A 26,626-nucleotide genomic window follows, 5' to 3' on the forward strand; every position below is an offset into this window, starting at 1 on the left:
GCGGGTCCGTCCGCCGCTTCCCGGATCCGTACGGTCTACCGGTCGCCCGGCCGCCCCGCCCCGTCGTGGCGGGGAGGGGCCGGGTCCCCGGGCGGGTGGGCGTCTCCGGGCTCCTCGGGCGGGTCTCCGGAGTCCCGGCCCTCCTCGGGCGGGCGCCCGCGCAGGAGCTCCCGGCCGCCGTAGTAGGCGATGGCGGTCAGCGGCACCGAGACGAGGGCCCCGGCCACGCCGCCCAGGATGGTGCCGGAGGACAGGGCCAGGCCGATGACCAGGGGGTGCACGCGGACATAGCCGCCCATCACCCACGGTTCCAGGACGTGCTCCTCGAGCTGGTTCTCCACCAGCAGCACGATGAGCAGGACGAGCCCGATCGCCGGTCCCCGGGCGCCGAGGGCGACGACGACCGCCAGCGACCCGGCGACGAGGGAGCCGATGAAGGGGATGAAACTGCCGAAGAAGATGATCACCGCGAGTGGCAGCGCCAGCGGCACGCCCAGCAGCACCATCGCCAGGCCCAGCACGACCGCGTGGATGGAGGCGATGACCAGCGTGCCCTGGATGTAGTGGCGCAGCACCGACCAGCTCGCGCCCCCCGCCCGGTCGACCCGCTCCCTCAGGCGCTCGGGCAGCCGGTCGACGAGCCAGCGCCAGAGCCGGTCACCGTCCTTGATCAGGAAGAACGCGATGAAGATCGCGAGGACCGTGCCGGCGAGGAACTCGACGATCCGGCCGGCGACGGCGGTGACGCCGCCCGCCTTGCCCAGTTGCCTGCGCAGGGCCTCCAGCGCCTGGTCGTCGGCCCTGGCGAGCTGCTCGGCCGGGACGCCGAGCCGGGCGAGCAGGTCGCGGAGCTGCCGCACGCTCTCCACCAGCCGGTCGGCCAGGGCGGGGAACTCGGCGGCGGCGCCCCGGCCGATCAGCCACCCCACGACGCCGATCACGAGCAGTGCGGCGAACAGGACCAGCCAGGTCGCGGCGAGCCGCGGCATCCGGCGCATGAGCCATACGGCCGGCGGCCGCAGCACGGTGGCGAGCAGCAGGGCGACCACGCACGCCAGGACCACCAGGCGCAGCCGTACGACCATCTGGAGCAGCACGTACCCGGCCGCCGCGACGACCACCAGCCATACCGCCCACCCGCCGGACACGACGAGCGAACGCGGCCACAGCGCCGTGCCGCCACCCGGTCGCCTCATAGCTCACCTCGGATCATCACGTCTCTGGATGCCCGGCGTCCGGGACTCCTAACCGGGAGGCGGTACGGCCCGCGTACCTGACATACACCCCCCCTTCGCGGGCACACCTCCCGGATCGACCCGGACAGACGGGGCCCACCGGCGCCGCACCGGCGCCGTACCGATGAGGAGGACACATGTCGCAGCCTGACGACAGGCCGCTCGCCGACCGCCGGGACAGCGAGGAGGACCACGGGGAGCCGGACATCGCCGGCGAGTTCACCCCGTCCCCGACGGACCCGGCCGGACAGCCCGAGGAGGATCCGGACGACCGGGTCTACGGGCAGGACGAGGGGTACGAGGGGCCGACCGGGGTGTGAGCCGGTGACCTGAGGACGTAGGGCCTCAGGCGGTGACGAATCCCCGCTTACGGGGCGAAGGTCATCGTATGGACATCCTGCGGAAAAAGCTTGTGCCGGGTGGTCGTGTCCACCGGCGCGCGCCGGCCCGTCCGAGGTCTCGTAGAAGACGGTTCCGCGTCGGCCCCACCGTGGCCCGCGCGGGCCGCCACCGAGCCGACCCTCGGCGCGGTCCGCCCCTGAGAGAGGAGAGCGCTGATGAGCATGACCCAGAAGATGGACGTCATCGGTGTGCTGATGCACGACCACCGCGAGGTCGAGCAGATGTTCGCCGAGCTGGAAGGGCTGGGCGTGAGCGACACCGACCGGCGCCGGCAGCTGACCGAGCAGGTCATCACCGAGCTGGTGCGCCACTCGGTCGCGGAGGAGGCCTATGTCTACCCGGCCGTGCGCCGGCTCCTCCCCGGAGGCGACGCGCTGGCCGACCGGGAGCTGAGCGAGCACGCCGAGGCCGAGGAGACGATGAAGGAGCTGGAGCGGACCGACGTCTCCGAGGCTCGGCACGGCGTCCTGCTCAACCGGCTGATGGCCGAGATCCGGGCCCACGTGCAGGAGGAGGAGAACGAACTCTTCCCCAAGCTGCGCGCCGCCGCCGACGAGGGCCAGCTGGCCGAGCTGGGTCACAAGGTCCAGGCGATCAAGAAGATCGCTCCCACCCGGCCGCACCCGTCGGCCCCGGACACGCCCCCGGGCAACATGATGATGGGTCCGCTCGCCGGCCTGGTCGACCGGGTGCGCGACGCGATCACCGGGCGCGGCAAGGACTGAACACGGCGCCCTTCACCGGAAGCCGCCGCTTCCCGCAGGGCGGCGGTTTCCCCGGGACCGGTGTGTCCCGGGGCGGGGCGCTCTTGATAGCTTCTTCGCAGGTGCGCCGGGAAGTCTGGTCGGCAGTTCTGAAGGCATTCATGACGCCGACCCTGGAGGCTCCCGGTGACCGCGACCGCGGCCGTAGTGATCTTTGTCGTCGCCTACGTTCTCATCGCGACCGAACGCGTTCACCGGACCGCGGCGGCGCTCGGCGGCGCGGGGCTGCTGCTGCTGATCCACGCCACCGACGGCCGGTCCGCCTTCTTCTCCGAGCACTCCGGCGTCGACTGGAACGTCGTCTTCCTGCTGCTGGGCATGATGGTGATCGTCGGCGTGCTCCGGCAGACCGGCGTCTTCGAGTACGTGGCGATCTGGGCGGCCAAACGCGCGATGGGCAGGCCGTTCCGGCTGATGGTGATGCTCGTCGTCATCACCGCCTGCGCCTCGGCGCTGCTGGACAACGTCACCACGGTGCTGCTGATCGCGCCGGTGACCTTCCTGGTCTGCGACCGGCTCGCCCTGCCGGCCGCGCCGTACCTCATCGCCGAGGTGATGGCCTCCAACATCGGCGGCACCGCGACCCTGGTCGGCGACCCGCCCAACATCATCATCGCGAGCCGGGCGGGCTTCACCTTCAACGACTTCCTCGTCCACCTGGCCCCGCTGGTCGTGGTGCTGATGGTGGTGTTCGTCGGGCTCTGCCGGTGGCTGTTCCGCAGGTCGTTCGTGTACGACCCGGTCAGGGCCGCCGAGATCATGCAGCTCAACGAGAAAGAGGCGATCAAGGACCACCGGCTGCTCTGGCAGAGCCTGGCCGTGCTCGCCGTCGTGATGGCGGGTTTCGTGCTCCATCCGGTGCTGCACTACGAGCCCGCGGTGGTCGCGCTGCTCGGCGCGGGCCTGCTGGTGGCCGCGACCAGGGTCACGGTCGAGGAGTCGCTGCGCGACGTGGAGTGGGCGACCCTGGTGTTCTTCATGGGCCTGTTCATCATGGTCGGAGCGCTGGTCGAGACCGGCGTGATCGAGAACCTCTCGGAGGCGGCGGCCTCGGCCACCGAGGGGAGGCTGGGCCTGACCACGATGGTGCTGCTGGGAGCCTCCGCGGTCCTGTCGGCGATCGTGGACAACATCCCCTACGTGGCGACCATGAGCCCGATCGTGTCGGACCTGGTCCAGGCCGGCGGGGCGGACCACCAGGTGCTGTGGTGGGCGCTGGCGCTCGGCGCGGACCTCGGCGGCAACGCCACCGCGGTGGGAGCCTCGGCCAACGTCGTCGTCCTGGGCATCGCCGAGCGCAACGGCGCCCGGATCAGCTTCTGGCAGTTCACCAAGTACGGACTGGTCGTCACGGTCGTCACCGTCGCGCTCTGCGTGCCGTACCTGTGGCTGCGGTACCTCACGTGAGCGCGGGCCGTTCCGTTGGCCTAGGCTTCAGGTGCGCCGGGAAGCCTGGTCGGCGTCCTGCTCGTCGTCCCGCGAGTGAAGGAGTCACCCGTGCGCGCTCGTGATCTTCTCGCCCCGTTCCCCACGGTCACGCTCGGCACCTCCGCCCTGGCCGCGGCGCGGCTCCTCGCCGAGCAGGACCTGCCCGGCCTCATCGTCGTCGACGACGAGGGCCACCCGCTGACCATCCTGCCGGGCACCCAGGTGCTGAGACTCGTGGTCCCCCGCTACTGCCAGGAGGACCCGGCGCTGGCCCGGGTGATCGACGAGGCCCACGCCGACAGGTTCGCCGGCGAACTGGGCGAGCGGAGTGTGCGTGAGTGCCTGCCCGAGCAGCCGCGTGAGCTGCCGATCACCGACACGAACGCGACCGTCCTGGAGATGGCCGCGCTGATGGCCCGGACCCGCAGCCCGCTGATCGCGGTGGTCGACGACCGGAAGCTGGTGGGCGCGGTCACCCTGCAGACGCTTCTCGGCCGGGCGCTGGAGGCCTGAACCCGGCCGGGATCGGAGACTCCGAGGCCGCCGGACGTGAGGAGCCGCCCCGGTGGGAGGAACCGGGGCGACGGGTCTGAGGGGGCGTCAGCGGTCGCCGCGACGCCGGCCGCGGCCGGGATCGGTCTCGCCGGCGTCGCTCTCGACGTCGATCCGTTCTTTGCGGATCTTCTCCGCGATGGTCTCTCCCTCGCCGGCCTGCCCCCCGGCCAGGCGGACCCGTTCGGCCGGGACGGTCTCCTTGGTGATGACGAGACGCTCCTCGGTGATGATGTACTTGCGCAGGCCGCCGCCGTGTGAGCGGCCGGTCCCGCCCGGCTGGCCGGCCTGCTGCCAGGACGGCTCCCCGCCGATGTCGTAGTAGCGGTAGAGCTCCTGCTCCTCCTCGGCGGAGAGGTGTCCCCGGGCGTCCAGATCGACGTGCGGAGCGTCCTTGATTGTTTCCTTGTCGTAGGGGACCTCCACGCGGTCCTGGACCAGGTTGGCGTCGCGAATCGGTACGAAAGTCTCGTCGAGGCCGAAGAGTCCCGTCTTCACGCACAGCCATTCGGGCCGGCCGGTGGTGTCGTCGAGGAAGACGTGCTTGACCTCACCCACTCTGTCGCCGTCGGCGGCGTAGAGCGTGTGATTGATCACCAGTGGTATCTGCTCCTGTGTGATCATGTCTCCCCTGCTTTCTCTGCTCGTCCGTCCGCTTGGCTATACCGCGGCCCCCTTCAGGAAAACCTCTCGTTAATACAGATAAGGGATATCTATCAATAAATCTCTGCTGTCGGAGTGGAGCACCAGACCACCTCGCCTTCGATCCGCTCGCCGGTCGGCACGAGCCCGAGGCGGCGGGCGACGGCGGAGGAGGCGTGGTGATCCGGATGGATGGTGGCGGCGACCGTGGTCACGCCCTGCCGGGCGAGCCGGGCGACCATGGCGAGCGCGGCCTCGGTCGCCACGCCCCTGCCCTGCCAGGGGGTGCCGACCACCCAGGCGACCATGGCCCGTTCCGGGGCGACGGTGGCCTGGACGTAGCCGACCAGGGCGCCGTCCAGACGGATCACCCAGTTGAGCCAGGTCTCCGCGCTGCCGGGCGGCGGTCCGGCGACCATCCGGGCGTAGCGGTCGCGCAACTGCTCGAGGGTGGCGGGGGAACCGCCGATGAAGGTGTGCAGGGCGGGATCGGACAGTGCCCGGGCCATCTCCTCGGCGTGCCCCACCGACAGCGGTTCGAGGACGAGCCGATCCGTCGTGATCTTCTCGGCGTTCGCGGAGGTGCTCATGGACGCGGAGTCTGGCACAGCAGAAGATCGTCTTCCGCTCGGTTTCCGGTGGACGGGCCGGAGCCGTGACGTCCGGGCGGCGGAGCGGGACGGCGGGCGCAGGGCGGTGCGGGCCCGGGCGAGCGGCCTCCTACACCCGGGGCATCGACTGGTCGACGGTGTCGGGGGACAGGACGTGGTCGATGACCATCACGGCGGCTCCGATCACGCCCGCGCGGTCGCCCAGCTCGCTGGAGGTGATGGTCAGGTGCTGGGTGGCCAGGGGGAGTGAGCGGCTGTAGATGACCTCGCGCAGGCCGGCGAGGACCTGCTCTCCGGCCTCCGCGATGTCGCCGCCGATCACGATCACCGAGGGGTTGAAGAAGTTCACGATCGAGGCGAGGACGTCGCCGAGCTCGCGCCCGGTCTGGCGGATGAGCTGGACGGCCTGGGTGTTGCCGGCGCGCACCAGGCGGACCACGTCGCGGCTGCCCTCGGCCTCCACGCCGGCGGCGCGCAGCCGGGCGGCCATGGCGGCACCGCCGGCGACGGCCTCCAGGCATCCGACGTTGCCGCAGCGGCAGACGATGTCGAGGGCGGAGGCGACCCGGATGTGCCCGATGTCCCCGGCCGCACCCTGGGCGCCGCGGTGCAGGCGGCGGTCGCTGATGATGCCGCAGCCGATGCCGGTGCCGACCTTGACGAAGATCAGGTGATCGGCCTCGGGCCGGGCGGCCCAGTGCTCGCCCAGGGCCATGATGTTCACGTCGTTGTCGGCGAGGACGGGCACCCCCAGCCGCTCGCCGAGCCACTCGGGGACGGGGAAGCCGTCCCAGCCCGGCATTATCGGAGGGTTGACCGGTCGTCCGGAACTGTGCTCGACCGGGCCGGGCAGCCCGACCCCGATGCCGCAGACCTCGTCGAGGGAGTGGCCGGTCTCGGTGAGCATCTCCTCGAAGGTGCGCTGGAGCCAGGTGAGCGTCGCCTCGGGGCCCCGGTCGATCGGGACCTCGGCCGCGCGCTCGGCCAGGACCTCGGTGGCCAGGTCGGTGACGGCCACCCGGGCGTGGGTCGCGCCCAGGTCGGCGGCCAGGACGACGCGGGCGGAGCGGTTGAAGGTGAAGGCGACGGCGGGACGGCCGCCCGAGGAGACGGCCTCCTCGGTGGGGACGATCCACTGCTGGCTGATGAGCGCGTCCAGGCGCTGGGCCAGGGTGGAGCGGGCCAGCCCGGTCAACTGCACCAGCTCGGCCCGGGTCCGGGCGCGGCCGTCGCGCAGGATGGTCAGGAGCGCCCCCGCGCCGGCGATGGAACCGCTCGCTTCCCTCAACATGCGCACAGTCAACACCCCTCGTTTTCGCCGCGTCAAAACGACTTATTCTGACTCCGCCCGTTCATTATGCCTGACAAGGCTTCACTTTTGTTTGTCTGAAGACATAAGTGACTTCTGGCATCCTGAAACCCGGAGAGAATCGGTCGGCTGTCGGCGGATCGTACCCCTCGGAGTCGATGGTGGCAGGCGTGCCGGTTCCGGGTCACACCGCCGACGCGGCAGCCCGCGCAGGTGTGCCGGCTCCCGGGGTTCGCTGCCGCGTCGTCGTCGCCCGGCCGTCGGCCGCTCGCGACCGCCGCCCGGTCAGCCGATGATCGAGACCAGATGCGAGCCTTGAGATCCGATCAATCTTGCCGGTATTGCGGAGATTCTTGTCCAGTGCCACGAATGACGGTTGAATGGTCCGATCAATCGCTCCGGGAGAGTCATGATCGACGCGCATCACCATGTGTGGGACCTGTCCGTGCGGGACCAGGACTGGATCACCGGCCCGGCGCTGGACCCGCTGCGGAGGAACTTCGGGATCGAGGACCTTCCGGCCGCGGCGAACGGCGTCACGGCCACGGTTCTCGTGCAGACGGTCACCGTACGGGAGGAGACGCCGGAGTTCCTGGCCCTGGCCGAGGCGCACGATCTCGTCGCGGCGGTGGTCGGCTGGACGGACCTGACCGCGCCCTCGGTCGCCGAGGACCTCGCCGCCCTCAGGGCCGCGCCCGGCGGCGGCCACCTGCGGGGCATCCGGCACCAGGTGCAGGGGGAGGCGGACCCGCGCTGGCTCTGCCGGGAGGACGTGCGCGCGGGGCTGCGGGAGGTGGGCGCGCAGGGGCTGGTCTACGAGCTGCTCACCCTGCCGCACCAGCTCCCCGCCGCGATCGAGACCGTGACCACCCTGCCGAAGACGGCGTTCGTGCTCGACCACTGCTCCAAGCCGCCGGTCGCCTCGGGCGAGCTGGAGCCCTGGGCCGGGCTGGTCCGGAAGCTGGCCTCCCGGCCCAACGTCACCTGCAAGCTCTCCGGGCTGGTCACCGAGGCCGACTGGGCGCAGTGGACGGTCGAGGACCTGCGGCCGTACGCCGAGGTGGTCCTGGAGGCCTTCGGGCCGGAGCGGGTCATGTTCGGCTCCGACTGGCCCGTCTGCCTGCTCGCCGCGCCGTACGAGGCCGTGCTGGGCGCGGCGGAGGCGCTCATCGGAGGGCTGTCCGCCGCCGAGCGGGAGGACGTGTTCGGCGGCGTCGCGGCCCGGGTGTACGGGATCGGCTGAGCCCGCCGCCGGCTCTCGCCGGGGGAGCCCCGCCTTTCCCTCCCGGGTGGAGCCGCCGGGCCCCGCCGGAGGCCATCCGGGCTCTCCCGGCGGGACGTCCCGGCCTGCTAGGGGAGCGCTGGGGCCTCCTCCGCCAGGATCGTGGCCGGGATCAGGGCGATCGCACTGATCCCGCCGTAGGGGGAGGGCCGCAGGGTGACCCGGACACCCTGGCGGGAGGCGAGCATCGCGACCACGAACAACCCGAGCCGTTCGCTGTCGGCCAGGTCGAACTCGGGGCTCTCGGCCAGGCGGCGGTTGAGCTCGGCCAGCTCCGGCTCCGGGATGCCCAGCCCGCGGTCCTCCACCTCGACCGCAAGCCCGGCGGCGGCGAGCTCGGCGCGGATGATCACCCGGGTCTGCGGCGGGGAGAACACCGTCGCGTTCTCCACCAGCTCCGCGATCAGGTGGATGAGGTCGGCCACGGCGCTCCCGGTCACCGCGGCGGAGGGCGCGGGCAGCACCTGCACGCGGGCGTACTCCTCGACCTCCGCCACCGCCGCGCGCAGCACGTCCACCACCGGGACCGGCTTGCGCCAGCCCCGCCCGGGTGTCGCGCCGGACAGGATGATCAGATTCTCCGCGTGGCGGCGCATCCTGGTGGTGAGGTGGTCCAGGCTGTAGAGGTCGGCGAGCGTCTCCGGCTGCTCCTCCTTGCGCTGCATCGCGTCGAGCTGGGTGAGCTGGCGGTGGAGCAGCGACTGGTTGCGCCGGGCCAGGCTGACGAAGACCTGGCTGACCCCCCGGCGCAGTTTCGCCTGGTCCGCGGCGGCCTCGTAGGCGGTGTGCCGGACCGAGTCGAGCGCGTGCCCGATGTCGCGGATCTCCGGAGCCCCCTCGATCTCGGGCAGCGACTCCTCGGGCGCGTCCTGTCCCTGCCGCAACCGGCTCACCAGGTGCGGGAGCCGTACCTCCGCCAGTTCCCTGGCCGCGTCCCGCAGCACACCCAGCTCGGCGGCGAGCCGCCCGGCGAACCGCAGGGAGAGCAGCACCGAGAGGATCAGCATGATCAGGCCGAGTCCGCCGGCGACGGCGATCTGGACCAGGATGCCGACCGCCGCCGGGGTGACGCGGGCGACCAGCAGATCGACGACCTCCGCCTGGCTGCGCTCCACCTCGGTCCAGAGCCGTTCCGCCGGCGCGAGGTCGGACGGCACCTGGCGGGAGGCCGTCGTGCGGCTCTCCAGCAGCACGAAGTCGCGGTAGAGCAGCGCGAAACCGCGCCGGTCGTACGGCGCGCGCAGTCCGGCGTCGAGGGTGGCCATGGCCTGCCGCCGGACCAGGCGGTGGGTGGAGACCATCTCGGTGAACGCGGCGTGCTCGGCGTCGGTCAGCCTCCCGCCCGCGCCCACGGCCGACAGCAGCGCCCGCTGCCGGGCCAGGAACTCCTTGGCCTCGCCGAGCGCGGTGACCGACCGGGCCTGCTGGTAGATCGTGATGTCCGGGACCAGGATCATCTGGTCGTACATCCGGAACATAGCGTCGATGATCTTGTTATAGGAGTCGATCACCCGGGTGGGGTCCGCGGACCGGGAGTCGACCAGGGCGCGGGTGGCGGGAAGCTGGTCGAGCTCGGCGAAGAGCGTGGTGAGCCGGATCCGCAGGTCCTCGTCGACCGTCTCCTGGGTGTCGTCGGCGAACGCGGTCCTGCGGAACGCCGCCAGGGCCTGGTCGGAGGCGAGCCGCTGCTGGGCGAGCGCCTCCTGCCCCGACCGGGCGCGCAGGTGGCGGGCCGAGTGCAACCGCTCGCGCTGGAGCTCGATGACCGCCTTCTCCGACGGGGTGGCCACGCCGTTGACCAGAGTGTTGATCTCCAGGAGCCGCATCCCGTCGCCCAGCGTCAGGCCGGCGGCGAATCCCCAGAGCAGGACCAGGGAGATGATCGGCACCAGCAGCAGAGCGGTGATCTTGAAGCGGATCGGCCGGCCAGAGTTGTCCATGCGTCGCCTTGAGAGGAAATTTCATGATGAAATGCGCGATCAGAGATCGCCTGAGATTACACCTCACGCGACAGTCGGGTCAGTACCACTCTCCTGGAGGCACCCCGTGCGGCTCCCGCGCACCCCGTCCGGCTGGACCATCGCGGTCTTCGGCCTGCTCGCGTTCCTGCTCGGCGTCCTGGGGCTGGTCTCGCCCGGCACGATGCTGGACATGCTCGGCTTCGAGGTCCTCGGGACCCGCGCGCCCGGCGACTACACCCTGGTCTACATGGCCGCCTCGTCCATGGCCGCGGTGAACATGGGGATCTACTACATGCTCGCGGCGGCCGTGGACTTCCGGCCCTTCTTCCTCTGGACGGTCCCGTTCCGCCTGGTCACCTTCACCGTCTTCACCATGCTGGTGGTCACCGGCGCGGCGCCCGCGAAGTTCCTCGGCGTGGGACTGTGGGAGGGCGCGGGCGCGCTGATCACCGGGGCGGCGCTGTGGTGGGAGTCCCGCCGGACGCCGGCCCCGCAGGCCGCCTGAAGAAGGCCGCGACCGCGCGGGGGTCGACGGAGCCGGTGAGCAGGTCGAGCATCTCCTCCCTGCGCGCGGGGTCGACCTTGAACGGGTGGCCGAACACGCGCGGGCCGGTCCCGTCGTGCAGCACCCGGGTCAGCATCAGGTCGCCGGGAAGGGCCTGACCGGACAGGAGCTCGTCGGTCACGGTCACCTTGTCCTCGCCGTCGCTCAGGGCGACTTCGTCCCCGGACACGCCCAGGACCTCCCACAGCCGGGTCGGGGTCGCCCGCCACGACTCCAGCAGCCGCACCTCGTCCTCACGCAGCCACTCGCCCCGCGCGTCCAGGAACTCCCCGATCACGTCGTGCTCGAACAGGGCCAGGTCGGCCAGCGCGAGCTCCGCCACCCGCACGCTCCGGGCCACCAGCTCGTCGACCAGATGGCGGCGGGCCGGGCGGTAGAGATAGGCGGTCAGCCGCCGGAACAGGTGCGCGGCCCGGTCCGGGAGCTCCTGGCGGGGGTCGGTACGGCAGGCGGCGTAGTCGGCCGCGTCCAGTTTCGCCGGAGCCAGGTCCGGGTCGAGGGCGAGCGCCTCGGTGATGAGGCCGGCCGCCTCGAACGACCGGCCCTCGCCCTCGGCGGAGCGGGCGGCCAGCAGCAGCGCGGCGGGCTCGGTGCGGGGAAGCGCCGCGACCAGGCCCGACGGGAGCGGCTCCCGCTCCACCTCGTCGGCGACCCGCGCGAGCGTCTCCGCCGAGCGCGACAGGTTGGCGATCACCGCGGACAGGTCCGCGCCCTCGTCCCGGGGCATGAGTTCGCTCATCCGTCCATCATGGTCCAGCCGGGGGCACCGGCGGCGCACCGGGCGGGTTCGCGGTGAGAGGAACGGTGTCCCGGCACGTGGCGGCGCCGCCGTCCCGGGCGGGGGACGGCGGCGCCGCGGTCGTGGTGCCGTGTCCTGACTACGGTCCGGCTACGGCCTGGTCAGACCGAGGGTGTAGGAACCGGAGCCGCTGTAGGCGTGGACCCGGACCCGGTAGGTGCCCGCGGTGCCGTTGTAGGTGAAGGACTCGTCGGGGTTGGGCGAGGTCCCCTGGGCCACCGTGGTCCAGGTGGAGCCGCTCAGCTTCTGCAGGTAGGCGTCGTAGTCGGTGCCGTTGGGGCCGTCCAGGCAGACGCGGTGGGTGCCCGCTCCGGCGCTGTACCCGCCGGTGCCGGGCTGGTAGGCGTTCTGGTTGGAGGTCAGCGAGCCGTTGTAGGTGTTCTGGTAACCGGAGCAGCCGGTCGGCGGGGTGCCGCCGCCGGCCAGGGTGAGGCCGTAGGCCGAGAGGATCTCGTTGACCGGCTGGTGGTAGGTGGTGCCGCCGGAGGAGCAGTTGCCCGAGCCTCCGGAGGTGACGCCCTGGGCCTGGTCGCCGGAGATGTAGGAGCCGCCGGAGTCGCCGGGCTCGGCGCACACGGTGGTGCGGGTCACGCCGGTGATGGTGCCCTCAGGGTAGGTCACGCTGGTGTTGTGCTGGCTGATGGTTCCGCAGTGGTAGCCCGTCGTGGAGCCGGAGCGGCAGATGGAGGAGCCCACCGCCCGCTGGGTCGAGCCGCGGACCGGAAGGATGCCGGAGTTGTAGGCGTTGACGACGCCGGTCGGCGTCCACTGGCTGTTGACCTCGACCCAGGCGTAGTCGTTGCCGGGGAAGGACGAGCCGCGGAAGGTGCCCTGGGCGACCCGGTTGTGTCCCTGGGTGGCGGTGCCGACCCGGCCGCAGTGGCCGGCGGTGACGAAGCCGCCCTGGCTGCCGGCCTTGGTGACCGAGAAGCCGACCGAGCAGCGCCCGCCCATGTAGTAGGCGTCGCCGCCGCGCACGTCGTAGAACGGCTGGGGCTCCTCGCTGGAGGCCTCGACCCGGACGAGCGAGGCGTCGAGGCCGCTGCCGTTGACGAAGGCCTGAGCCTCGGCGGTGTCGCGGGCGAGCACGGTGACGCTGTTGTTCTGCACGTCGACGTACCAGGACGGGATGGACTTGGGCGCGCTGCCGGCCAGTTCGTCGAGCCGGGCCTTGGCCGCGTCCAGCGTGGCCAGGGAGTGCGTGACGAGCTTGGCCTGCGCGCCGGTCTTGAGGATGGCGGAGACCTTCGTGGAGTCGCTGGTGGCGACCACGAACTCGGCGGTGGGGCCGCTCACCCAGGCGCCGGCGAAGTGCTCGCCGAGTTGCCGGGCGAGCGTCGGCTCGACCTTGGCCGCGGCGGCCTCGTTGATCAGGCGGGCCGCGGCCTGATCGCCGGTGAGGCCGAGGTCGCGCGTGAGCGCCTCGATCAGTCCGGGCTCGGGCCGGGCGGCGGCCGCCGCCTGCGCCTTGGCCTGGGCGTACAGGGACTCGGGGGCGGGTGAGCCGCCGGGACCCGCGTGGGCGATGGCAGGGGTGGCCACCAGCGTGAGGGCGAGCGCGAAACCCGCCGTCACGGCACTGCTGCGGAGCATGTGATCTCCTCATGTTGGGGGGTGCGCCGTCAAAGTAACGGCGGAAATGGGGAAAGCGGATCTACCAGTTCGCCCCTATCGCCGCGTTATGGTCCCTTCGTAGTGAGCTCCGGGGGACCGGGAGGAACGGGTCCGGGCCGGGAAGCCGCAGCTCCCCGGCCCGGGTGAGGCCTGTGCCATGGGTCCGCGCGTCAGCCGGACGGCGGCTCGGCGGCGGCCCTCACAGGCGCTGCCACAGCGCGGGGACGTTCGGCGGTTCCCAGCCGGACTGGGAGGTGTGCCCCTGCAGGCACCGGTAGGTCGCGCCGCCGTAGGTCACCTGCGAGCCCGCGGCGTAGGCGGTGTTCGGAGCCCAGGTGCCGCCCGGCTGCGTGACGGTGGGCGTCGGCGTGGGCTCGCCCGGTCCGCCCCCGGCCACGGCCAGGGTGAGGCCGTAGGCCGAGAGGATCTCGTTGACCGGCTGGTGGTAGGTGGTGCCGCCGGAGGAGCAGTTGCCCGAGCCTCCGGAGGTGACGCCCTGGGCCTGGTCGCCGGAGATGTAGGAGCCGCCGGAGTCGCCGGGCTCGGCGCACACGGTGGTGCGGGTCACGCCGGTGACGGTGCCCTGCGAGTACGTGACGCTGGTGTTGTGCTGGCTGATGGTTCCGCAGTGGTACTGGGTGGTGGAGCCGGAGCGGCAGATGGAGGAGCCCACCGCCCGCTGGGTCGAGCCGCGGACCGGAAGGATGCCGGAGTTGTAGGCGTTGACGACGCCGGTCGGCGTCCACTGGCTGTTGACCTCGACCCAGGCGTAGTCGTTGCCGGGGAAGGACGAGCCGCGGAAGGTGCCCTGGGCGACCTGGTTGGAGCCCCTGGTGGCGGTGCCGACGGTGCCGCAGTGGCCGGCGGTGACGAAGCCGCCCTGGCTGCCGGCCTTGGTGACCGAGAAGCCGACCGAGCAGCGCCCGCCGGAGCCCATGTAGTAGGCGTCGCCGCCGCGCACGTCGTAGAGGGCCCTGGGCCGCTCGTCCGACTGCTGCACACGGATCGGGGAGGCGGCGAGGTCCGCGAGGCCCGCGAGGCCACTGCCGGCCACGGCCTCCCGGGCCCTGGCCGGGTCGTGGGCGAGCACGACGACGCTGTTGGCCTGCACGTCGACGTACCAGAGCGAAGCCGCCTCGGAGACCTCCCCCGCGCGCCGGTCGAGCCCGGCCTTGGCCGCCTCCAGCGTGGCCAGGGAGTGCGTGACGAGCTTGGCCTGCGCGCCGGTCTTGAGGATGGCGGAGACCTTCGTGGAGTCGCTGGTGGCGACCACGAGTTCGGCGGTGGGACCGGTCAGCCAGAGTCCGGCGAAGTCGTCGCCGAGCCGCGCGCGCAGGACGGGCTCGACCTTGGCCGCGGCGGCCTCGTTGATCAGGCGGGCCGCGGCCTGATCGCCGGTGAGGCCGAGGTCGCGCGTGAGCGCCTCGATCAGTCCGGGCTCGGGCCGGGCGGCGGCCGCCGCCTGCGCCTTGGCCTGGGCGTACAGGGACTCGGGGGCGGGTGAGCCGCCGGTGGCTACGGCGTGGGCGATGGCGGGAGCGGCCACCAGTGTGAGGGCGAGCGCGAGGCCCGCCGTCACGGCTCTGCTGCGGAGCATGGGATCTCTCCTCGTGTTCGGGGGGTGCGCGGCCAAGGTAGCGGCGCGAGCACGAGGAATGCCCCTCCCAATTAATCCCTATCGGCGTGTTATAGACACTTATTCGCTGATCGTGATCCTTGTATGCGTTAGGTGGATAATGTGAAGTTATGGGTATTCCGGTACCCGGTGTTATGGCGAGGTGCCGAAGCTCGGGTTGTCGGCCAGCCACGCGGCATAGCGGCTGCTGCGCCGTACGGCTTCGGCGTGCGCGGCCTTGGCGTGCTCGGTGACGAGCGGGGCGGCCAGCGCGGTGGGCGCGTCCGGGTGCCAGCCGAGCAGCTGACGCCAGCGCAGCGGCGCTCCGGTGATCGGGACCAGCCTGAGGCCGGCGGCGGGCTGGAAGGTCGCCTGGCACAGGACGGCGGCGCGGCCGACCTTGGCCAGATGCATGCACGTGGCCACGTCGGTCTCGTACATGGTCCTGGGCGTGAACCCCGCGCGGGAGCAGGCCGCGACGAAGCAGTCGCCGAAGCAGCCGTCGCCCGGGGCGGCCGCCCACTGCTGTTCGGCCAGCTCGGCCAGGGACACCTCCTTCCGGTCGATCAGGGGATGGTCCTCGCCGAGCATGACGAAGACCGGGTCCGTCCCCACGGTGCGCCACACCACCGGCCCGTCCGCGGGCGGAGGGCTCTCGCCGCAGGTGCCGATGACCGCGAAGTCGATCCGGCCCGTCATGAGCATGGTGGTGAGCTCTCTGGCCGACCAGGAGGAGTAGGTGGTCACCGGCGTGGACGGCCAGGCCGTCGCGAGCCTGTCCACCAGCCCTCCCAGGATCGGCCCGTTGGTGGCGCCCAGCCGGTACTGGGGGACCTCCCCGCCGGTGTTGGCGAACCGCACGGCCTCCTCCTGGAGCTCCCGGGCGGCGGGCAGCAGCACCCGTGCCCTGGACAGCACCAGCTCCCCGAGAGGCGTGGGCCTCGCGCCGTTGTGGTCGCGGTCGAACAGCGCCCCCCCGAGCACCCGCTCTATCCGCTTGAGCTGCGCGGTCAGCGCAGGCTGGGCCAGCCCGAGATGAGTGGCCGCCTTGGTGACGCTCCCGGCCTCGGCGACCGCGCGCACGATCTTGAGGTGTCGGAGCTCGAGATCCATATCGCGAAGGTAAGGCTCGGACGATATGCCTGCAATGCAAACAAGTCATGAAATCTGACTCAATTTCGTGGAATCGTTCCAAAGGCAAGAGCCGTGCCGGAGGTGAGTCCGAGTCCTGACGGGGTAGGCGGATCCCATGACGATGGGAATCGATCCGAAGGACCTGGCGGAGGACGACCTGCTGCGCGAACTGCGGCAGTTGCACCTGACCCGCACCGACACGTTCCTGCACGGCTCCGGCGACGCGCTCGCCAACCACACCACGCGGACCGAGGAGCTCGAGGAGGAGTACCTGCGCCGGCACCCCGAGCGCCAGGTCGACCCCGAACGGCTGCGCGAGGGAGCCCGGCAGCGCTGACCGGCGCAGGCGCAGATCGCCAGGCCCGACCCGAGGAGGTACGGCCATGCACGCCCAGCACGACGTCCAGACCATGTCCACCGACGACACCACCGTCTACGAGGCGGTGGCCGCGCTCGCCACGGACCGCCACGTCGCCCACACCGCCGACGTGGTCCACATGACGGGCCTGCCGGAGGAGACCGTACGGCGCAGCCTCGCCTTCCTGACGGAGAACGGCTGGCTCAAGTCCCGCGGCGGCGTCTACGCCCTCGGCCCGCACGACTGGGAAGTGGAGTACTGACACCTGCCCCGCCACGCGGCGATCACCGGTGCCGGAGAGGACCGCCTCCACGTCCCCCGGCCCCGCCGCCCGGCGCCGCGGATCCGTTCCCCGCTCCCGCGATCCGCTCCACCTGCTCGCCGACGGAGGGCGCGCCGGGACGGTTGTCGATCTCGACGTGCGGGACCACCGGCGGCTCGTCCACCCGGATCGCCCGCAGGTACTCCTCGAACCCGGCGAGCTTGCCGGCGTCGCGGGCCAGGCCGCGCCGTTCCAGGCGGGCCCGCAGGGTCGGCCCGTCCGACCGCACCCACACCAGGCCGACCGGAGGCCCGCCCAGCTCGGCGACCCAGCGCTCCCACAGCGCCGCGTCGTGGACCTGGCTCGTGAAGGGACCGTCGAGCAGCACCGGGCAGCCGTGGGAGCGGATCTGCCGGGCCAGCGCGGTCAGCCCGGCGTACTCATGGCGCTTGACGTGCTCGTCGTACCACGGCCCCTCGCGCTCGCCCGGGTCGCGGCCGTGGGCCTCCAGGGTGGCGGCGACGAAGCCGCCGTAGACCGTGTCCTTGTCCAGCAGCGCGGGCACGGGGGCGAGCCGGGCCAGCAGCGCCGCCGCGACGGTCGACTTGCCGGCGCCCGGCGGGCCGCTGACGACCCATGCGGGGGCGGTCACGACCAGGCTTTGCCCACGAGGTCCTCGACGGCGGGCGCCTGGGCGAGCCCGGCGTCGAAGGCCGGGCGCCAGAGCGCCGGATCGAGGACGTTGGCGCCGAAGACCGCGATGGACGCCTCGTCGGGGGCGACGTGGGCGAGCACGGCATCGCCGAGCTCGGCGACCTCGGACCTGAAGCGCGACCGCGGGGAGAGGTTAGCCATCGGCTCCACGATCACCACGGCCGAGCAGCCCTTCGCCAGGTCGGCGTTGGTCGCCGAGCGGACTCCGCCGTCCATGTAGCGGCGGCCGTCGATCTCCACCGGGGGGAAGACGCAGGGCACGGCGCAGCTCGAGGCGACCGCCGACACCAGCGGCGCGGCGGAGTCGCGGTCCCAGACGACGAACTCGCCGGTCCCGGCGTCGACCGCGGTGACCAGCAACCGGCGCTCGGGCCATTGTTTCACCGGCAGCCGGTCGCCGATCGTCTCGATCTTGGCCCCGGTGTCCTTGACCGCCAGCGCCATCGCGCCCACCCGCCTGCGGGCTTCCTGCGGGTCCAGCGACGGGTCGTACAGGATGCCGAAGGCGGCCATCACCGCTTCCATGTCGACGGCGGGGACCGTGGCCTCCGTCTCGGACGCGGCCTGGGCCGCGACCGCGCTCTCCAGATCCGCTCCGGTGGCGACGAGCGCGCCCACCACCGACCCCGCCGAGGTGCCCACCACGAGGTCCGCCGTTCCCAGGTCCACTCCGGCGCGCCGCAGACCGGTGATGATCCCGGCCTCCCACGCGATCCCCGCGACGCCTCCGCCGCCCAGCACCAGTGCTCTCGTCATGCGCACATCCTTCCCGATCAACCCCGTTGTGTCCCGGGCGGTCCTGGGTGGTCCGGGGAGGTCAGACGTCGCGTCCCCGCATTCCCTCCTGCTCCGGATCGACACCCCACGAGATGATCCGCTCCGGACGGATGCGGATGACCTCCCTGCTGAGGTACGGCGCTGGCGGGTCCTGGTCCTCCAGGGCCTCGGCCGTACCCCGGACCTCCACTCCTCTGACCCGCCAGGGATCGGTCGAGGCCAGGTCGTCCACCACGAACGCCACCCGGCCGTTCGTCCGGATGTTGCGGAACTTCTTCGTCGCGCCGAGCGCGCGGCCGTAGATGTCGATCGTGCCGGTCCCGGGGTTGTAGCGGAAACCGGTCGGACTGTTCTGGAGGGCGCCGCCGGGGGATGCCGTGGCCAGGCGGCCGAGACGTTGCCCGGCGAGGTAGTCGAGCTCCGCCTGGGTGAACGCGTGGGTGGTCGTCATGCCGGAAGCCTGCTACCTCAAGCTTGGTTGAGGTCAAGTAGGATGAAGCATGTCCCAGAACTCGGAGCTCACCGTCGGGCAGGTCTCCGCGCGCAGCGGGGTCGCCGTCTCGGCCCTGCACTTCTACGAGGCCAAGGGCTTGATCCGCAGTCGCCGTACGGCGGGCAACCAGCGTCGCTACAGCCGTGACACGCTGCGCAGGATCGCCTTCATCCGGGTCTCCCAGCGGGTCGGCATCCCGCTGAAGACGATCCAGCGCGCCCTGTCCGCGCTCCCGGACGAGCGCACCCCCAACCGGGAGGACTGGGCCCGGCTCTCGGCGCTGTGGCGGTCGGAGCTGGACGACCGGATCCGGCAGCTTCAGCGCCTGCGGGACGGCCTGACCGACTGCATCGGCTGCGGCTGCCTGTCCCTGGACCGCTGCGCGCTGGCCAACCCCGGTGACGTGCTGGCCTCGCAGGGGCCGGGCTCGCGGCTGATGGTCGCCCCGCGCCGGGACTGCGTCCAGCCGTGCGGAGACGGTGACGAGGACGGCAGGGAGGCCGAGGCCGTCGGGGCGTAGGCCGGGCCCGGATCCGGCCGGGCGTCACGGACGCGGTGGCCGGGCCGGAGGCGGTGCGGCCTCAGATCCCGTGGCCGCGCAGCCAGGCGCGGTTGGCGCTCTGGTCGGCGAGGGCGCGCCCGGGGTCCCGGGAGATCGGGGCGTCCTGCTCCACGACCAGCCAGCCCTCGTATCCGCCCAGTTCGGCGAGGACGCCGGGCAGGTCGACCTCTCCGTCGCCGAGGGCGGTGAACGCGCCGGCCGCGACCGCCGCCGCCAGGTCGCCACCCGCGCTCCTGGCCCGGCCGAGGATCTCCCGGCAGGCGTCCTTGAGGTGGACCTGCCGGATCCGGTCGCGCCACCGCCGCGCCGCCGCCACCGGATCTCCGCCGGCCAGCCAGAGGTGGCCGGTGTCCAGGCAGAGCGAGACGTCGGTGAGGTCGAGCACCCGCTCGACCTCCTCCGGGGTCTCCACCAGAGTGCCCAGGTGGTGGTGGAAGACGGGTTCGAGGCCGAGCTCCCGGCAGCGGTCGGCCGCCCGCTGGATCCGGCCGGCGAAGGCGGTCCACTCCCCGCAGGGCAGCCCCGGCGCGCCCCCGGCGGAGAACCGGGCGGCATGGTCGGGGCAGGCCAGGGTCGGCCGGGGCGCGAACCGCGGGTCGTCCACCGGTGCGGCGGCGAACACCGCCAGCGCCGCCTCCAGGCCGGCCAGCCCGGCGGCGAATCCCCCGGCGTCGTCGTAGCGCAGGTCGATCCAGCCGCCCGCCAGGCCCATCCCGGTCCTGGCCAACCGCTCCCCGAGCGTCGAGCGGGTGCCGAGATAGCCGATCGGCCCGGAGTCGACGCCGTCGTATCCGGCCTCGGCCAGCGCGTACAGCAGCGCGTCGGGACTCAGCGGAGCCCCGTCCGTCCGGTAGATCCCGAAGTTGACGGGGGCGTTCGCGACCTTGATCGCCATGGCTACTCCATGCCGGCCAGCCAGCGCAGGGGGTTGTCGTGGGTGATGAGGCGGATGGTCTCCTCGGTGACCCCGGCCTCGCGCATCCGGGGCAGGAAGGTGCGGAACAGGTGGCTGTAACCGGGTCCACCGTACCGCTGGATCTCGGAGACCCGGCAGACCCCGCTGCTGAGCAGCAGCCGGTGGGCGTGGCCGGCCTCGACGAGGTCGAGCGCGTCCCTGAGCCGGTCGGCGCCCAGGGAGGTGAGCCGGACGTAGCCGCCCGCCTCGGCGACCTTCCGGGTGACCGCGGGGTCGTTCCCGGCGTCGCCGACGGCGATCCGCCGGGCGGGCAGCCCCTCGGCGAGCAGGATCTCCAGCAGGGCCAGACCGCCCCGGTGGTGGACGGCGACGGGCAGTTCCGAGGTGAGGGACGCCCTGGCGGCGGCGGCCGCGCAGCGCTCCTCGGCCGCGGTCGGCTCCCCGGTCCAGGCGCCGATCTCGCCGATCACCCCGGGCCGGGCGCTGGTGCCGTCGAGGCCCTCGTCGATTTCGAGCATCAGGTGCCGGGTGAGCTCCTCCACGTCGGCGTCCAGCGCCCAGGAGGGGTTGAACGGGCCGGCGAAGAACCCCGTGCCGGCGACCAGGGCGACCCGGCTGCCCGCGGTCATCCTGGCCAGCGCCGCGGTGTCGCGGCCGGTGCCGATGGCGCTGAGTTCGACGACCAGGCCGAGGCCGTCGGACTGGCGCAGCTCGCGCAGCTCCGCGGTGACCGCCTGCTCCTCGTCGAGCCACCGGTGCGGGTCGGAGTCGGCGCCGGAGGCCCATCGCATGTCGTTGCGGAGGCGTTCGCCGGGGAGGACTGATCCGTCGATCGCGGATGAGGCGACGGGACCGGTGAGGGTTCTGATCACAGGGGCATCGGGCATGAACGGACATTAACTCATATTTAGGGTAAAAATCCCCAAAGATTCCAGGGTTTTACCTTTGATGTTCAGTGGGTTTTCCCGGTGCGCCCGCCCGTCGTCCGCGCGTTTCCGAAGGCGGCCGTTCCCGCGTCGTGATGAAAGTTACATGGCCGCACACGCTCTGGCTCGGCCTTTGTTAGTTGTACGTTCAAACTATTGACGGCCCGTCGAGGGCCGTGTGACCCTCTGGGCGCTCATGCACGCGCATCATGGACGGTCGAAGGTCAGGTCCCCGGTCCCTGACCGTGCATGGCGGTTCGTCCATTGCTCTGCGGAGGGAAAGCCGTACATGCGAAGAAGACTGGTCAGCGTGCTCGCCGCCGCGGCGGTGACGTGCGCGGCGGCCGGCACCGCCGTCACGAGTCAGGCCGCGTCGGCGGCCGTCACCCCGGCGGCCGCCCCGGTTGCCGCCGCCGAGACCAACGAGTGGAAGAACGTCCGCATCGACGGCGGCGGGTTCGTCCCGGGGATCGTCTTCAACCAGAAGGAGAAGAACCTCATCTACGCCCGCACCGACATCGGCGGGGCGTACCGGTGGGACCAGTCCGCCAAGAGCTGGATCCCGCTGCTCGACTGGGTCGGCTGGGACACATGGGGATACAACGGCGTGGTCAGCCTCGCCACCGACCCGGTGGACCCCGACCGCGTCTACGTCGCCGCCGGGATGTACACCAACGACTGGGACCCCAACAACGGCGCGATCCTGCGCTCCGCCGACCGGGGCAGGACCTGGCAGGCCACCGCACTGCCGTTCAAGCTCGGCGGAAACATGCCCGGCAGGGGGATGGGAGAGCGGCTGGCCGTCGATCCCAACAACAACAACGTGATCTACCTCGGCGCGCCCGACGGCAACGGCCTGTGGCGCAGCACCGACAAGGGCGTCACCTGGGCCAAGGTCACCAGCTTCACCAACCCCGGAGACTACGCCGCGGACCCGAACGACCCCAACGGCTACATGAGCCACCGGCCGGGCGTGGTCTGGGTGACCTTCGACCCGACCTCGGCGACGGCCGGGAAGACCACGCAGAAGATCTACGTCGGCGTGGCCGACAAGGAGAACACGGTCTACAGCTCCGCCGACGGCGGCGCCACCTGGTCCCGCGTCCCCGGCCAGCCGACCGGTTACATCGCCCACAAGGGCGTGCTGGACCATGAGAGCGGCACCCTCTACATCGCCACCAGCGACACGGGCGGGCCGTACGACGGCGCCAAGGGCGACGTGTGGAAGCTGAACACCGCCACCGGCGCGTGGACGCGGATCAGCCCGATCCCGTCCAGCTCGGCCGACGACTACTTCGGCTACAGCGGTCTCACGATCGACCGGCAGGACCCTGACACGATCATGGTCGCCACGCAGGTCTCCTGGTGGCCCGACGCGATCTTCTTCCGCTCCACCGACGCCGGTGCGACCTGGACCCGGATCTGGGACTGGAGCTCCTACCCCAACCGGACCAAGCGCTACACGATGGACGTCTCCTCCGCGCCGTGGCTGACCTTCGGGTCGAACCCGCAGCCTCCCGAGGAGACGCCCAAACTCGGCTGGATGAACGAGTCGGTGGAGATCGACCCGTTCGACTCCAACCGGATGATGTACGGCACCGGCGCGACGATCTACGGCACCGAGGAGCTGAAGAAGTGGGACACCGGTGAGACGTTCACCATCAAGCCGATGGTCAAGGGCCTGGAGGAGACCGCGGTCCTCGACCTGATCAGCCCGCCCTCCGGCGCACCGCTGGTCAGCGCCCTCGGCGACATCGGCGGCTTCCGGCACACCGACCTCGACAAGGTCCCGCCGATGATGTTCACCGCCCCCAACTTCACCTCGACCACCAGCCTCGACTACGCCGAGACTGCGCCGGGCGTGATGGTCCGCGCGGGCAACTTCACCGACGCCGACCGGCCCAACGACAGCCACGTCGCCTTCTCCACCGACGGCGGCGCCAACTGGTTCCAGGGCACCGAGCCCAGCGGGATCAACGAGGGCGGCACCGTCGCCGCGGCGGCCGACGGCTCCCGGTTCGTCTGGGCGCCCAAGGGCGTGGCCGTGCACCACTCCGTCGGCTACGGCAACGGCTGGACCGCCTCCACCGGCATCCCGACGGGCGCCGTGGTCGAGTCGGACCGGGTGAACGCCAAGAGGTTCTACGGCTTCAGCGGCGGGAAGTTCTACGTCAGCACCGACGGCGGCGCCACGTTCGCGGCCACCGCCGCGACCGGCCTGCCCGCCGAGGGCAACGTCAAGTTCAAGGCCGTCCCCGGCCGTGAGGGCCACATCTGGCTCGCCGGCGGCGACGCCGCCGAGGGCGCGTCCGGAATCTGGCGCTCCACCGACGGCGGCGCGTCCTTCACCAAGCTCTCCGGAATCACCGGCGCGGTGAACATCGGCTTCGGCAAGGCCGCAGAGGGCCGGAACTACCAGGCGCTGTACGCGGTGGCCACGATCGGCGGCGTGACGGGCGTCTTCCGCTCCGACGACACCGGCGCCACCTGGGTGCGGGTCAACGACGACCAGCACCAGTACGGCAACATGGGCGAGGCCCTGACCGGCGACCCCCGGATCTACGGCCGCGTCTACCTCGGCACCAACGGCCGCGGCATCGTCTACGCCGACACCGGCGGCGGCACCACGCCCCCGGACGACGACACCGCCGCGCCGTCCAGGCCCGGCAAGCCCGCCGCCTCGGCGATCACCTCGACCGGCGCCACGCTGACCTGGACCGCCTCGACCGACAACGTCGGGGTCGAGGGATACGACGTCTACCGCGAGGCCGGGGCGACGGACGTCAAGGTGGGCTCGCCCTCCCCGGCGTCGTTCGCCCTGACCGGGCTGACGGCCGACACCTCCTACACCTACTACGTGGTGGCCCGCGACGCCGCGGGCAACACCTCGGCCGCCTCCGACCCGGTGACCTTCAAGACCACCACCGGAGGACCCGCCGAAGGCGGCTGCACCGCGGCCTACAGGGTCGCCAACTCCTGGCCCGGCGGCTTCCAGGGCGAGGTGACGGTCAAGAACACCGGCACCTCGGCCATCACCGGCTGGACCGTGAAGTGGACCTTCCCCGACGGCCAGAAGATCACCCAGCTCTGGAGCGGCGTGCACACCCAGACCGGAGCGGACGTCACCGTCAAGAACGCGGGCTGGAACGGCAACCTGAACGCGGGCGCCTCCACCTCGTTCGGCTTCGGCGGCAGCTGGACCGGCGCCAACGGCGTCCCCGCCACCGTCACCTGCGCCGCGAGCTGACGGGCACCGCCGCCGTCCTCCGCGCCGGAGGGCGGCGGCTCGACCGGCCGTACGGCGGGCACCCGCCGTACGGCCGGTTCCGTGTTCCTCCCCCAGGAGGAGCAGCATCTCCTCCGGCCCGCCTATCCTGGAACGAAACCGACTGCTCAGGAGAGCGCGTGGCGATCTCAGACAAGATGCGAGAGACCGAGGACGGCATGGAGCGGCCGACCGCGGTCGGCGACGCCGAGGCGATGAAGGCCGAGGCCGCCGAGCGCTCTCCCATGCGCTCCGGCCTGCACGGGAGGCTGGACGCGATCCGGGCCACCCGCACCGGCCGTCTCACCCTGAAGATCGTCATCGGTGCCATCGGCGGCGTGCTGGTCGTCGCCGGGCTCATCATGGTGCCCTTCCCCGGTCCCGGCTGGGCGGTCGTCTTCGCCGGCCTGGCGGTGCTGGCCCTGGAGTTCCACTGGGCCCACCGGCTGCTGGAGTTCGGCAAGCGGACCCTCTCGGCATGGATGGCCTGGCTCGGCCGGCAGAACTGGTTCGTCAAGGCCACGGTCATCCTCGTCGCCGCCGCCACCGCCACCGCCATCGTCTATTTCGGGGTCAAGCTCAGCTTCGGCATCGATCTCGTCACCGAGGCGCAGAAGCTCCTCATCCGCTAGCGGTCCCCGCGGCTGCCGGAGCCGCGCTCCCGGTCCGGGGCTCCAGGAGGCGGCAGCCGTTGACCGGTGTGCGACCGGGTGCGGGCCGTGCGCGGACCGGCCTTGAAGAGGCAACCGGTTCGGTATAGATCAGATGTCAGGGGATCTTTCCGGCCTACGCTGCGATGGTGCCTGTGAGACGTGGGATGTGCCGCCTGCTCCGCCGTACAACCGTCGTGGCCGCGGCGACGGTCACAGCGACGGCCACAGCGATGGCTGCAGCGGCCGTCACGGTGCCCGCGCACGCCGCGCCGGAGGACGTCAGGTTGCCCGGTACCTCGACGACCGTGCGCGAGGACTCCGCCGACCGGGTCCGGGTCACCTCCTACACGGTGGGCAAGGCGGTCTACCTGCGCCGGGGGACCGGGTTCGTGCGACGGAGCTCGGACACCGAGATCACGGTCGCGCCGAAGGGGACCACGGCGCTGGCCGTGCCGTCCTCCTACACCGGGGGATACGACTCGGTGACCCTCCTCGACGTCGCGACGGGCAGGGGCACCCGGATCAGGACCGTGAGGAAGCCGCTGCTCGCGGGCTTCGCACGCTGGTCCAGAGACGGCGGGAAGGCGGTCCTGACCGTACGGAAGAAGACGGCCACCGGCTGGGCGGCCACCGGCTTCGTGCTCGTCGACGCGGCGGCGAAGTCCGCCCGCGTGGTGGCCGTGCCGGGCGTGGACCCCGCCGCGCGCTTCCGGTGGAGCCCCGACGGGGCCGATCTCGTGGCCGGGCACCGGGGCGGGACCCGTTTCTACGGGCAGGACGGCAGAGTACGGCGCACGCTGGCCAGGACCGGCACGCCCGCCGGGGGAGACGACGCCTTCTCGCCCTCGGGCCGGAGGATGACGACCTGGTGCCCGGCCGCGTACGCCGAGCACGTCTGCGTCTGGGACCGGGCCACCGGCAGGCTCGCCGCCAGGGTGAACATCCGGCCGGCGGGCCTGTGGGGCTGGTGGGACGACAAGCACCTGATCGCGGTCGTCGCCCGCGGCGGCTCCTACCGGGCCGTCGTGTCGGACCTGCGGGGCGGGATCGTCCGGGTGCTGGCCGGCATCCCCTCCGCCGACTGGCGCAACAAGCTCTACCTCGGCTACACGCGCACGTCCTGAAGCCCTTCCGGCGGACCCTCGGGCAACCGGGCTGCAAGGGATCCGCAAACGGGCGGCTCTACGCTCCGGGCATGCCCGACATGGAGTACGCCAAGACCTTCCGGCCGTTCCTGTTCATCCCCGGCGCGCACATCGCGTGGCTGCCGATCGGGCTCTTCTTCGTGATCGGCGAGCTCACCGGCAACGGGATCCCGATGAAGAGCGGATCCGCCCTGACGCTGGGGATCGTCTTCTGCGCGTTCGGCGTGGTCGCCGTCGTCGCCACCGTCGTGCTGGCCCTCTACTTCCGGATGCTCGACCGCCGCCGCCGGGCCCTGCTGGAGTACGGCCTGCGGGTGCGGGCCGTCGTCACCGGGGTCACCGCCGCGCCGAGCAGGATCAACGGCCGGCAGCTGATGAGGCTGCACGTCTCGGCACCCGGGGTCCCCGGCCTGGCGTTCCGGCAGACCACCTTCGATCCGGTGCCCGAGGGAACCGAGGTGACCGTGGCCTACGACCCGGAGGAGCCGGGCAGGGGCGTCATCGCCGACGACCTGCGCGCGCTCGCCCGGACCGGGGTGAAGGGCTGCGACCACCGGCATGGGGCCGCGGACTGAGCCTGGGAGGCCGGGGGACGGGACGCCGGGCCGTTCCGGGACGGGCGCGGGAGGCCGCGGGCCCCGG

The 26,626-nt window shown here is 72.0% G+C and carries 27 protein-coding genes; 13 read left to right on the forward strand and 14 right to left on the reverse strand.

Going from position 1 to position 26,626, the window contains the following annotated elements:
- Window positions 1-35: 35 nt before the first annotated feature.
- Entirely contained in the window at window positions 36-1,196 is a 1,161-nt protein-coding gene (locus tag HS041_RS15480; protein WP_196441380.1) for an AI-2E family transporter, read from the reverse strand.
- Window positions 1,197-1,372: 176 nt separating this feature from the next.
- Here HS041_RS15480 and HS041_RS15485 point away from each other — a divergent pair, with 176 nt between their 5' ends.
- The 4 genes from HS041_RS15485 to HS041_RS15500 all read left to right on the forward strand — a co-directional run bounded on the left by HS041_RS15485 (window position 1,373) and on the right by HS041_RS15500 (window position 4,342).
- Window positions 1,373-1,555 (forward strand): hypothetical protein, encoded by a 183-nt coding sequence (locus HS041_RS15485; RefSeq protein WP_196441381.1) that lies wholly within the window; start codon window positions 1,373-1,375, stop codon window positions 1,553-1,555.
- A 237-nt stretch (window positions 1,556-1,792) separates the two neighbouring features.
- Window positions 1,793-2,362 carry a hemerythrin domain-containing protein gene (locus HS041_RS15490; RefSeq protein ID WP_230879085.1) on the forward strand — a complete coding sequence of 190 codons (570 nt, stop codon included), beginning with the start codon at window positions 1,793-1,795 and terminating at the stop codon, window positions 2,360-2,362.
- Between the two features lie 165 nt (window positions 2,363-2,527).
- The gene (locus HS041_RS15495; RefSeq protein ID WP_196441382.1) at window positions 2,528-3,808 is read left to right on the forward strand and encodes an ArsB/NhaD family transporter; all 1,281 of its coding nucleotides are present in this window, start codon (window positions 2,528-2,530) and stop codon (window positions 3,806-3,808) included.
- A gap of 90 nt (window positions 3,809-3,898) precedes the next feature.
- Window positions 3,899-4,342 carry a CBS domain-containing protein gene (locus HS041_RS15500; RefSeq protein ID WP_196441383.1) on the forward strand — a complete coding sequence of 148 codons (444 nt, stop codon included), beginning with the start codon at window positions 3,899-3,901 and terminating at the stop codon, window positions 4,340-4,342.
- An 87-nt stretch (window positions 4,343-4,429) separates the two neighbouring features.
- Here HS041_RS15500 and HS041_RS15505 read toward each other — a convergent pair whose 3' ends face one another.
- From HS041_RS15505 to HS041_RS15515, 3 genes are all read right to left on the reverse strand, one after another.
- A complete protein-coding gene (locus HS041_RS15505; RefSeq protein WP_196441384.1) occupies window positions 4,430-5,005 on the reverse strand; it encodes a PRC-barrel domain-containing protein in 576 nt (191 codons plus the stop codon).
- A 92-nt stretch (window positions 5,006-5,097) separates the two neighbouring features.
- Window positions 5,098-5,613: a GNAT family N-acetyltransferase gene (locus HS041_RS15510; RefSeq protein WP_196441385.1), complete on the reverse strand. Its 516-nt coding sequence runs from the start codon at window positions 5,611-5,613 to the stop codon at window positions 5,098-5,100.
- 130 nt (window positions 5,614-5,743) lie between these two features.
- Window positions 5,744-6,925 carry an ROK family protein gene (locus tag HS041_RS15515; protein WP_196441386.1) on the reverse strand — a complete coding sequence of 394 codons (1,182 nt, stop codon included), beginning with the start codon at window positions 6,923-6,925 and terminating at the stop codon, window positions 5,744-5,746.
- Window positions 6,926-7,352: 427 nt separating this feature from the next.
- Between HS041_RS15515 and HS041_RS15520 the strand changes: the two genes are divergently transcribed.
- Entirely contained in the window at window positions 7,353-8,186 is an 834-nt protein-coding gene (locus tag HS041_RS15520) for an amidohydrolase family protein (RefSeq protein ID WP_196441387.1), read from the forward strand.
- 107 nt (window positions 8,187-8,293) lie between these two features.
- On the opposite strand, the gene HS041_RS15525 is transcribed toward HS041_RS15520, so the two are convergent.
- Complete coding sequence (locus HS041_RS15525; protein WP_196441388.1) at window positions 8,294-10,165, reverse strand: sensor histidine kinase; 1,872 nt, start codon at window positions 10,163-10,165, stop codon at window positions 8,294-8,296.
- Between the two features lie 106 nt (window positions 10,166-10,271).
- Between HS041_RS15525 and HS041_RS15530 the strand changes: the two genes are divergently transcribed.
- Window positions 10,272-10,691 (forward strand): hypothetical protein, encoded by a 420-nt coding sequence (locus tag HS041_RS15530; RefSeq protein WP_307845309.1) that lies wholly within the window; start codon window positions 10,272-10,274, stop codon window positions 10,689-10,691.
- Here the strand turns inward: HS041_RS15530 and HS041_RS15535 are convergent.
- The 4 genes from HS041_RS15535 to HS041_RS15550 form a co-directional block, all read right to left on the reverse strand.
- Complete coding sequence (locus HS041_RS15535; protein ID WP_196441389.1) at window positions 10,633-11,490, reverse strand: hypothetical protein; 858 nt, start codon at window positions 11,488-11,490, stop codon at window positions 10,633-10,635. The genes HS041_RS15530 and HS041_RS15535 overlap by 59 nt on opposite strands.
- A gap of 150 nt (window positions 11,491-11,640) precedes the next feature.
- Complete coding sequence (locus HS041_RS39760) at window positions 11,641-13,143, reverse strand: S1 family peptidase (protein WP_196441390.1); 1,503 nt, start codon at window positions 13,141-13,143, stop codon at window positions 11,641-11,643.
- A 220-nt stretch (window positions 13,144-13,363) separates the two neighbouring features.
- Window positions 13,364-14,761, reverse strand: coding sequence for a carbohydrate-binding protein (locus tag HS041_RS15545; protein ID WP_196441391.1), 1,398 nt, complete (start codon window positions 14,759-14,761; stop codon window positions 13,364-13,366).
- A gap of 171 nt (window positions 14,762-14,932) precedes the next feature.
- A complete protein-coding gene (locus HS041_RS15550; protein ID WP_196441392.1) occupies window positions 14,933-15,892 on the reverse strand; it encodes a LysR family transcriptional regulator in 960 nt (319 codons plus the stop codon).
- Window positions 15,893-16,028: 136 nt separating this feature from the next.
- Between HS041_RS15550 and HS041_RS15555 the strand changes: the two genes are divergently transcribed.
- Window positions 16,029-16,250 carry a DUF6158 family protein gene (locus HS041_RS15555; RefSeq protein ID WP_196441393.1) on the forward strand — a complete coding sequence of 74 codons (222 nt, stop codon included), beginning with the start codon at window positions 16,029-16,031 and terminating at the stop codon, window positions 16,248-16,250.
- A 46-nt stretch (window positions 16,251-16,296) separates the two neighbouring features.
- Window positions 16,297-16,533, forward strand: a complete 237-nt coding sequence (locus tag HS041_RS15560; protein ID WP_196441394.1) for a helix-turn-helix domain-containing protein — start codon at window positions 16,297-16,299, stop codon at window positions 16,531-16,533.
- A gap of 22 nt (window positions 16,534-16,555) precedes the next feature.
- Here HS041_RS15560 and HS041_RS15565 read toward each other — a convergent pair whose 3' ends face one another.
- From HS041_RS15565 to HS041_RS15575, 3 genes are all read right to left on the reverse strand, one after another.
- Window positions 16,556-17,185, reverse strand: a complete 630-nt coding sequence (locus HS041_RS15565; RefSeq protein ID WP_196441395.1) for a P-loop nucleotide/nucleoside kinase family protein — start codon at window positions 17,183-17,185, stop codon at window positions 16,556-16,558.
- Window positions 17,182-18,003, reverse strand: a complete 822-nt coding sequence (locus tag HS041_RS15570; RefSeq protein ID WP_196441396.1) for a patatin-like phospholipase family protein — start codon at window positions 18,001-18,003, stop codon at window positions 17,182-17,184. Before HS041_RS15570 ends, HS041_RS15565 begins: the two co-directional genes overlap by 4 nt.
- Before the next feature lie 61 nt (window positions 18,004-18,064).
- A complete protein-coding gene (locus HS041_RS15575; RefSeq protein ID WP_196441397.1) occupies window positions 18,065-18,475 on the reverse strand; it encodes a PPOX class F420-dependent oxidoreductase in 411 nt (136 codons plus the stop codon).
- Between the two features lie 49 nt (window positions 18,476-18,524).
- Here HS041_RS15575 and soxR point away from each other — a divergent pair, with 49 nt between their 5' ends.
- On the forward strand, window positions 18,525-19,037 hold the full coding sequence (soxR, locus tag HS041_RS15580) for a redox-sensitive transcriptional activator SoxR (RefSeq protein ID WP_196441398.1): 513 nt from the start codon (window positions 18,525-18,527) through the stop codon (window positions 19,035-19,037).
- Window positions 19,038-19,098: 61 nt separating this feature from the next.
- Here soxR and HS041_RS15585 read toward each other — a convergent pair whose 3' ends face one another.
- Both HS041_RS15585 and HS041_RS15590 read right to left on the reverse strand, forming a co-directional pair.
- A complete protein-coding gene (locus tag HS041_RS15585) occupies window positions 19,099-19,974 on the reverse strand; it encodes a sugar phosphate isomerase/epimerase family protein (RefSeq protein ID WP_196441399.1) in 876 nt (291 codons plus the stop codon).
- 2 nt (window positions 19,975-19,976) lie between these two features.
- A complete protein-coding gene (locus HS041_RS15590) occupies window positions 19,977-20,882 on the reverse strand; it encodes a phosphotriesterase family protein (protein ID WP_196441400.1) in 906 nt (301 codons plus the stop codon).
- A gap of 328 nt (window positions 20,883-21,210) precedes the next feature.
- Here HS041_RS15590 and HS041_RS15595 point away from each other — a divergent pair, with 328 nt between their 5' ends.
- The 4 genes from HS041_RS15595 to HS041_RS15610 all read left to right on the forward strand — a co-directional run bounded on the left by HS041_RS15595 (window position 21,211) and on the right by HS041_RS15610 (window position 26,559).
- A complete protein-coding gene (locus HS041_RS15595) occupies window positions 21,211-24,168 on the forward strand; it encodes a cellulose binding domain-containing protein (RefSeq protein WP_196441401.1) in 2,958 nt (985 codons plus the stop codon).
- Window positions 24,169-24,326: 158 nt separating this feature from the next.
- On the forward strand, window positions 24,327-24,818 hold the full coding sequence (locus HS041_RS15600; RefSeq protein ID WP_307845310.1) for a TIGR02611 family protein: 492 nt from the start codon (window positions 24,327-24,329) through the stop codon (window positions 24,816-24,818).
- Window positions 24,819-25,069: 251 nt separating this feature from the next.
- Window positions 25,070-25,963 (forward strand): WD40 repeat domain-containing protein, encoded by an 894-nt coding sequence (locus tag HS041_RS15605; RefSeq protein WP_196441402.1) that lies wholly within the window; start codon window positions 25,070-25,072, stop codon window positions 25,961-25,963.
- A 71-nt stretch (window positions 25,964-26,034) separates the two neighbouring features.
- Complete coding sequence (locus HS041_RS15610; RefSeq protein WP_196441403.1) at window positions 26,035-26,559, forward strand: DUF3592 domain-containing protein; 525 nt, start codon at window positions 26,035-26,037, stop codon at window positions 26,557-26,559.
- Window positions 26,560-26,626 lie beyond the last annotated feature (67 nt).

Origin of the sequence: Planomonospora sp. ID67723 (genome assembly GCF_015711605.1) — a bacterium.
In the GTDB taxonomy this organism is placed as follows: Bacteria; Actinomycetota; Actinomycetes; order Streptosporangiales; family Streptosporangiaceae; genus Planomonospora_A.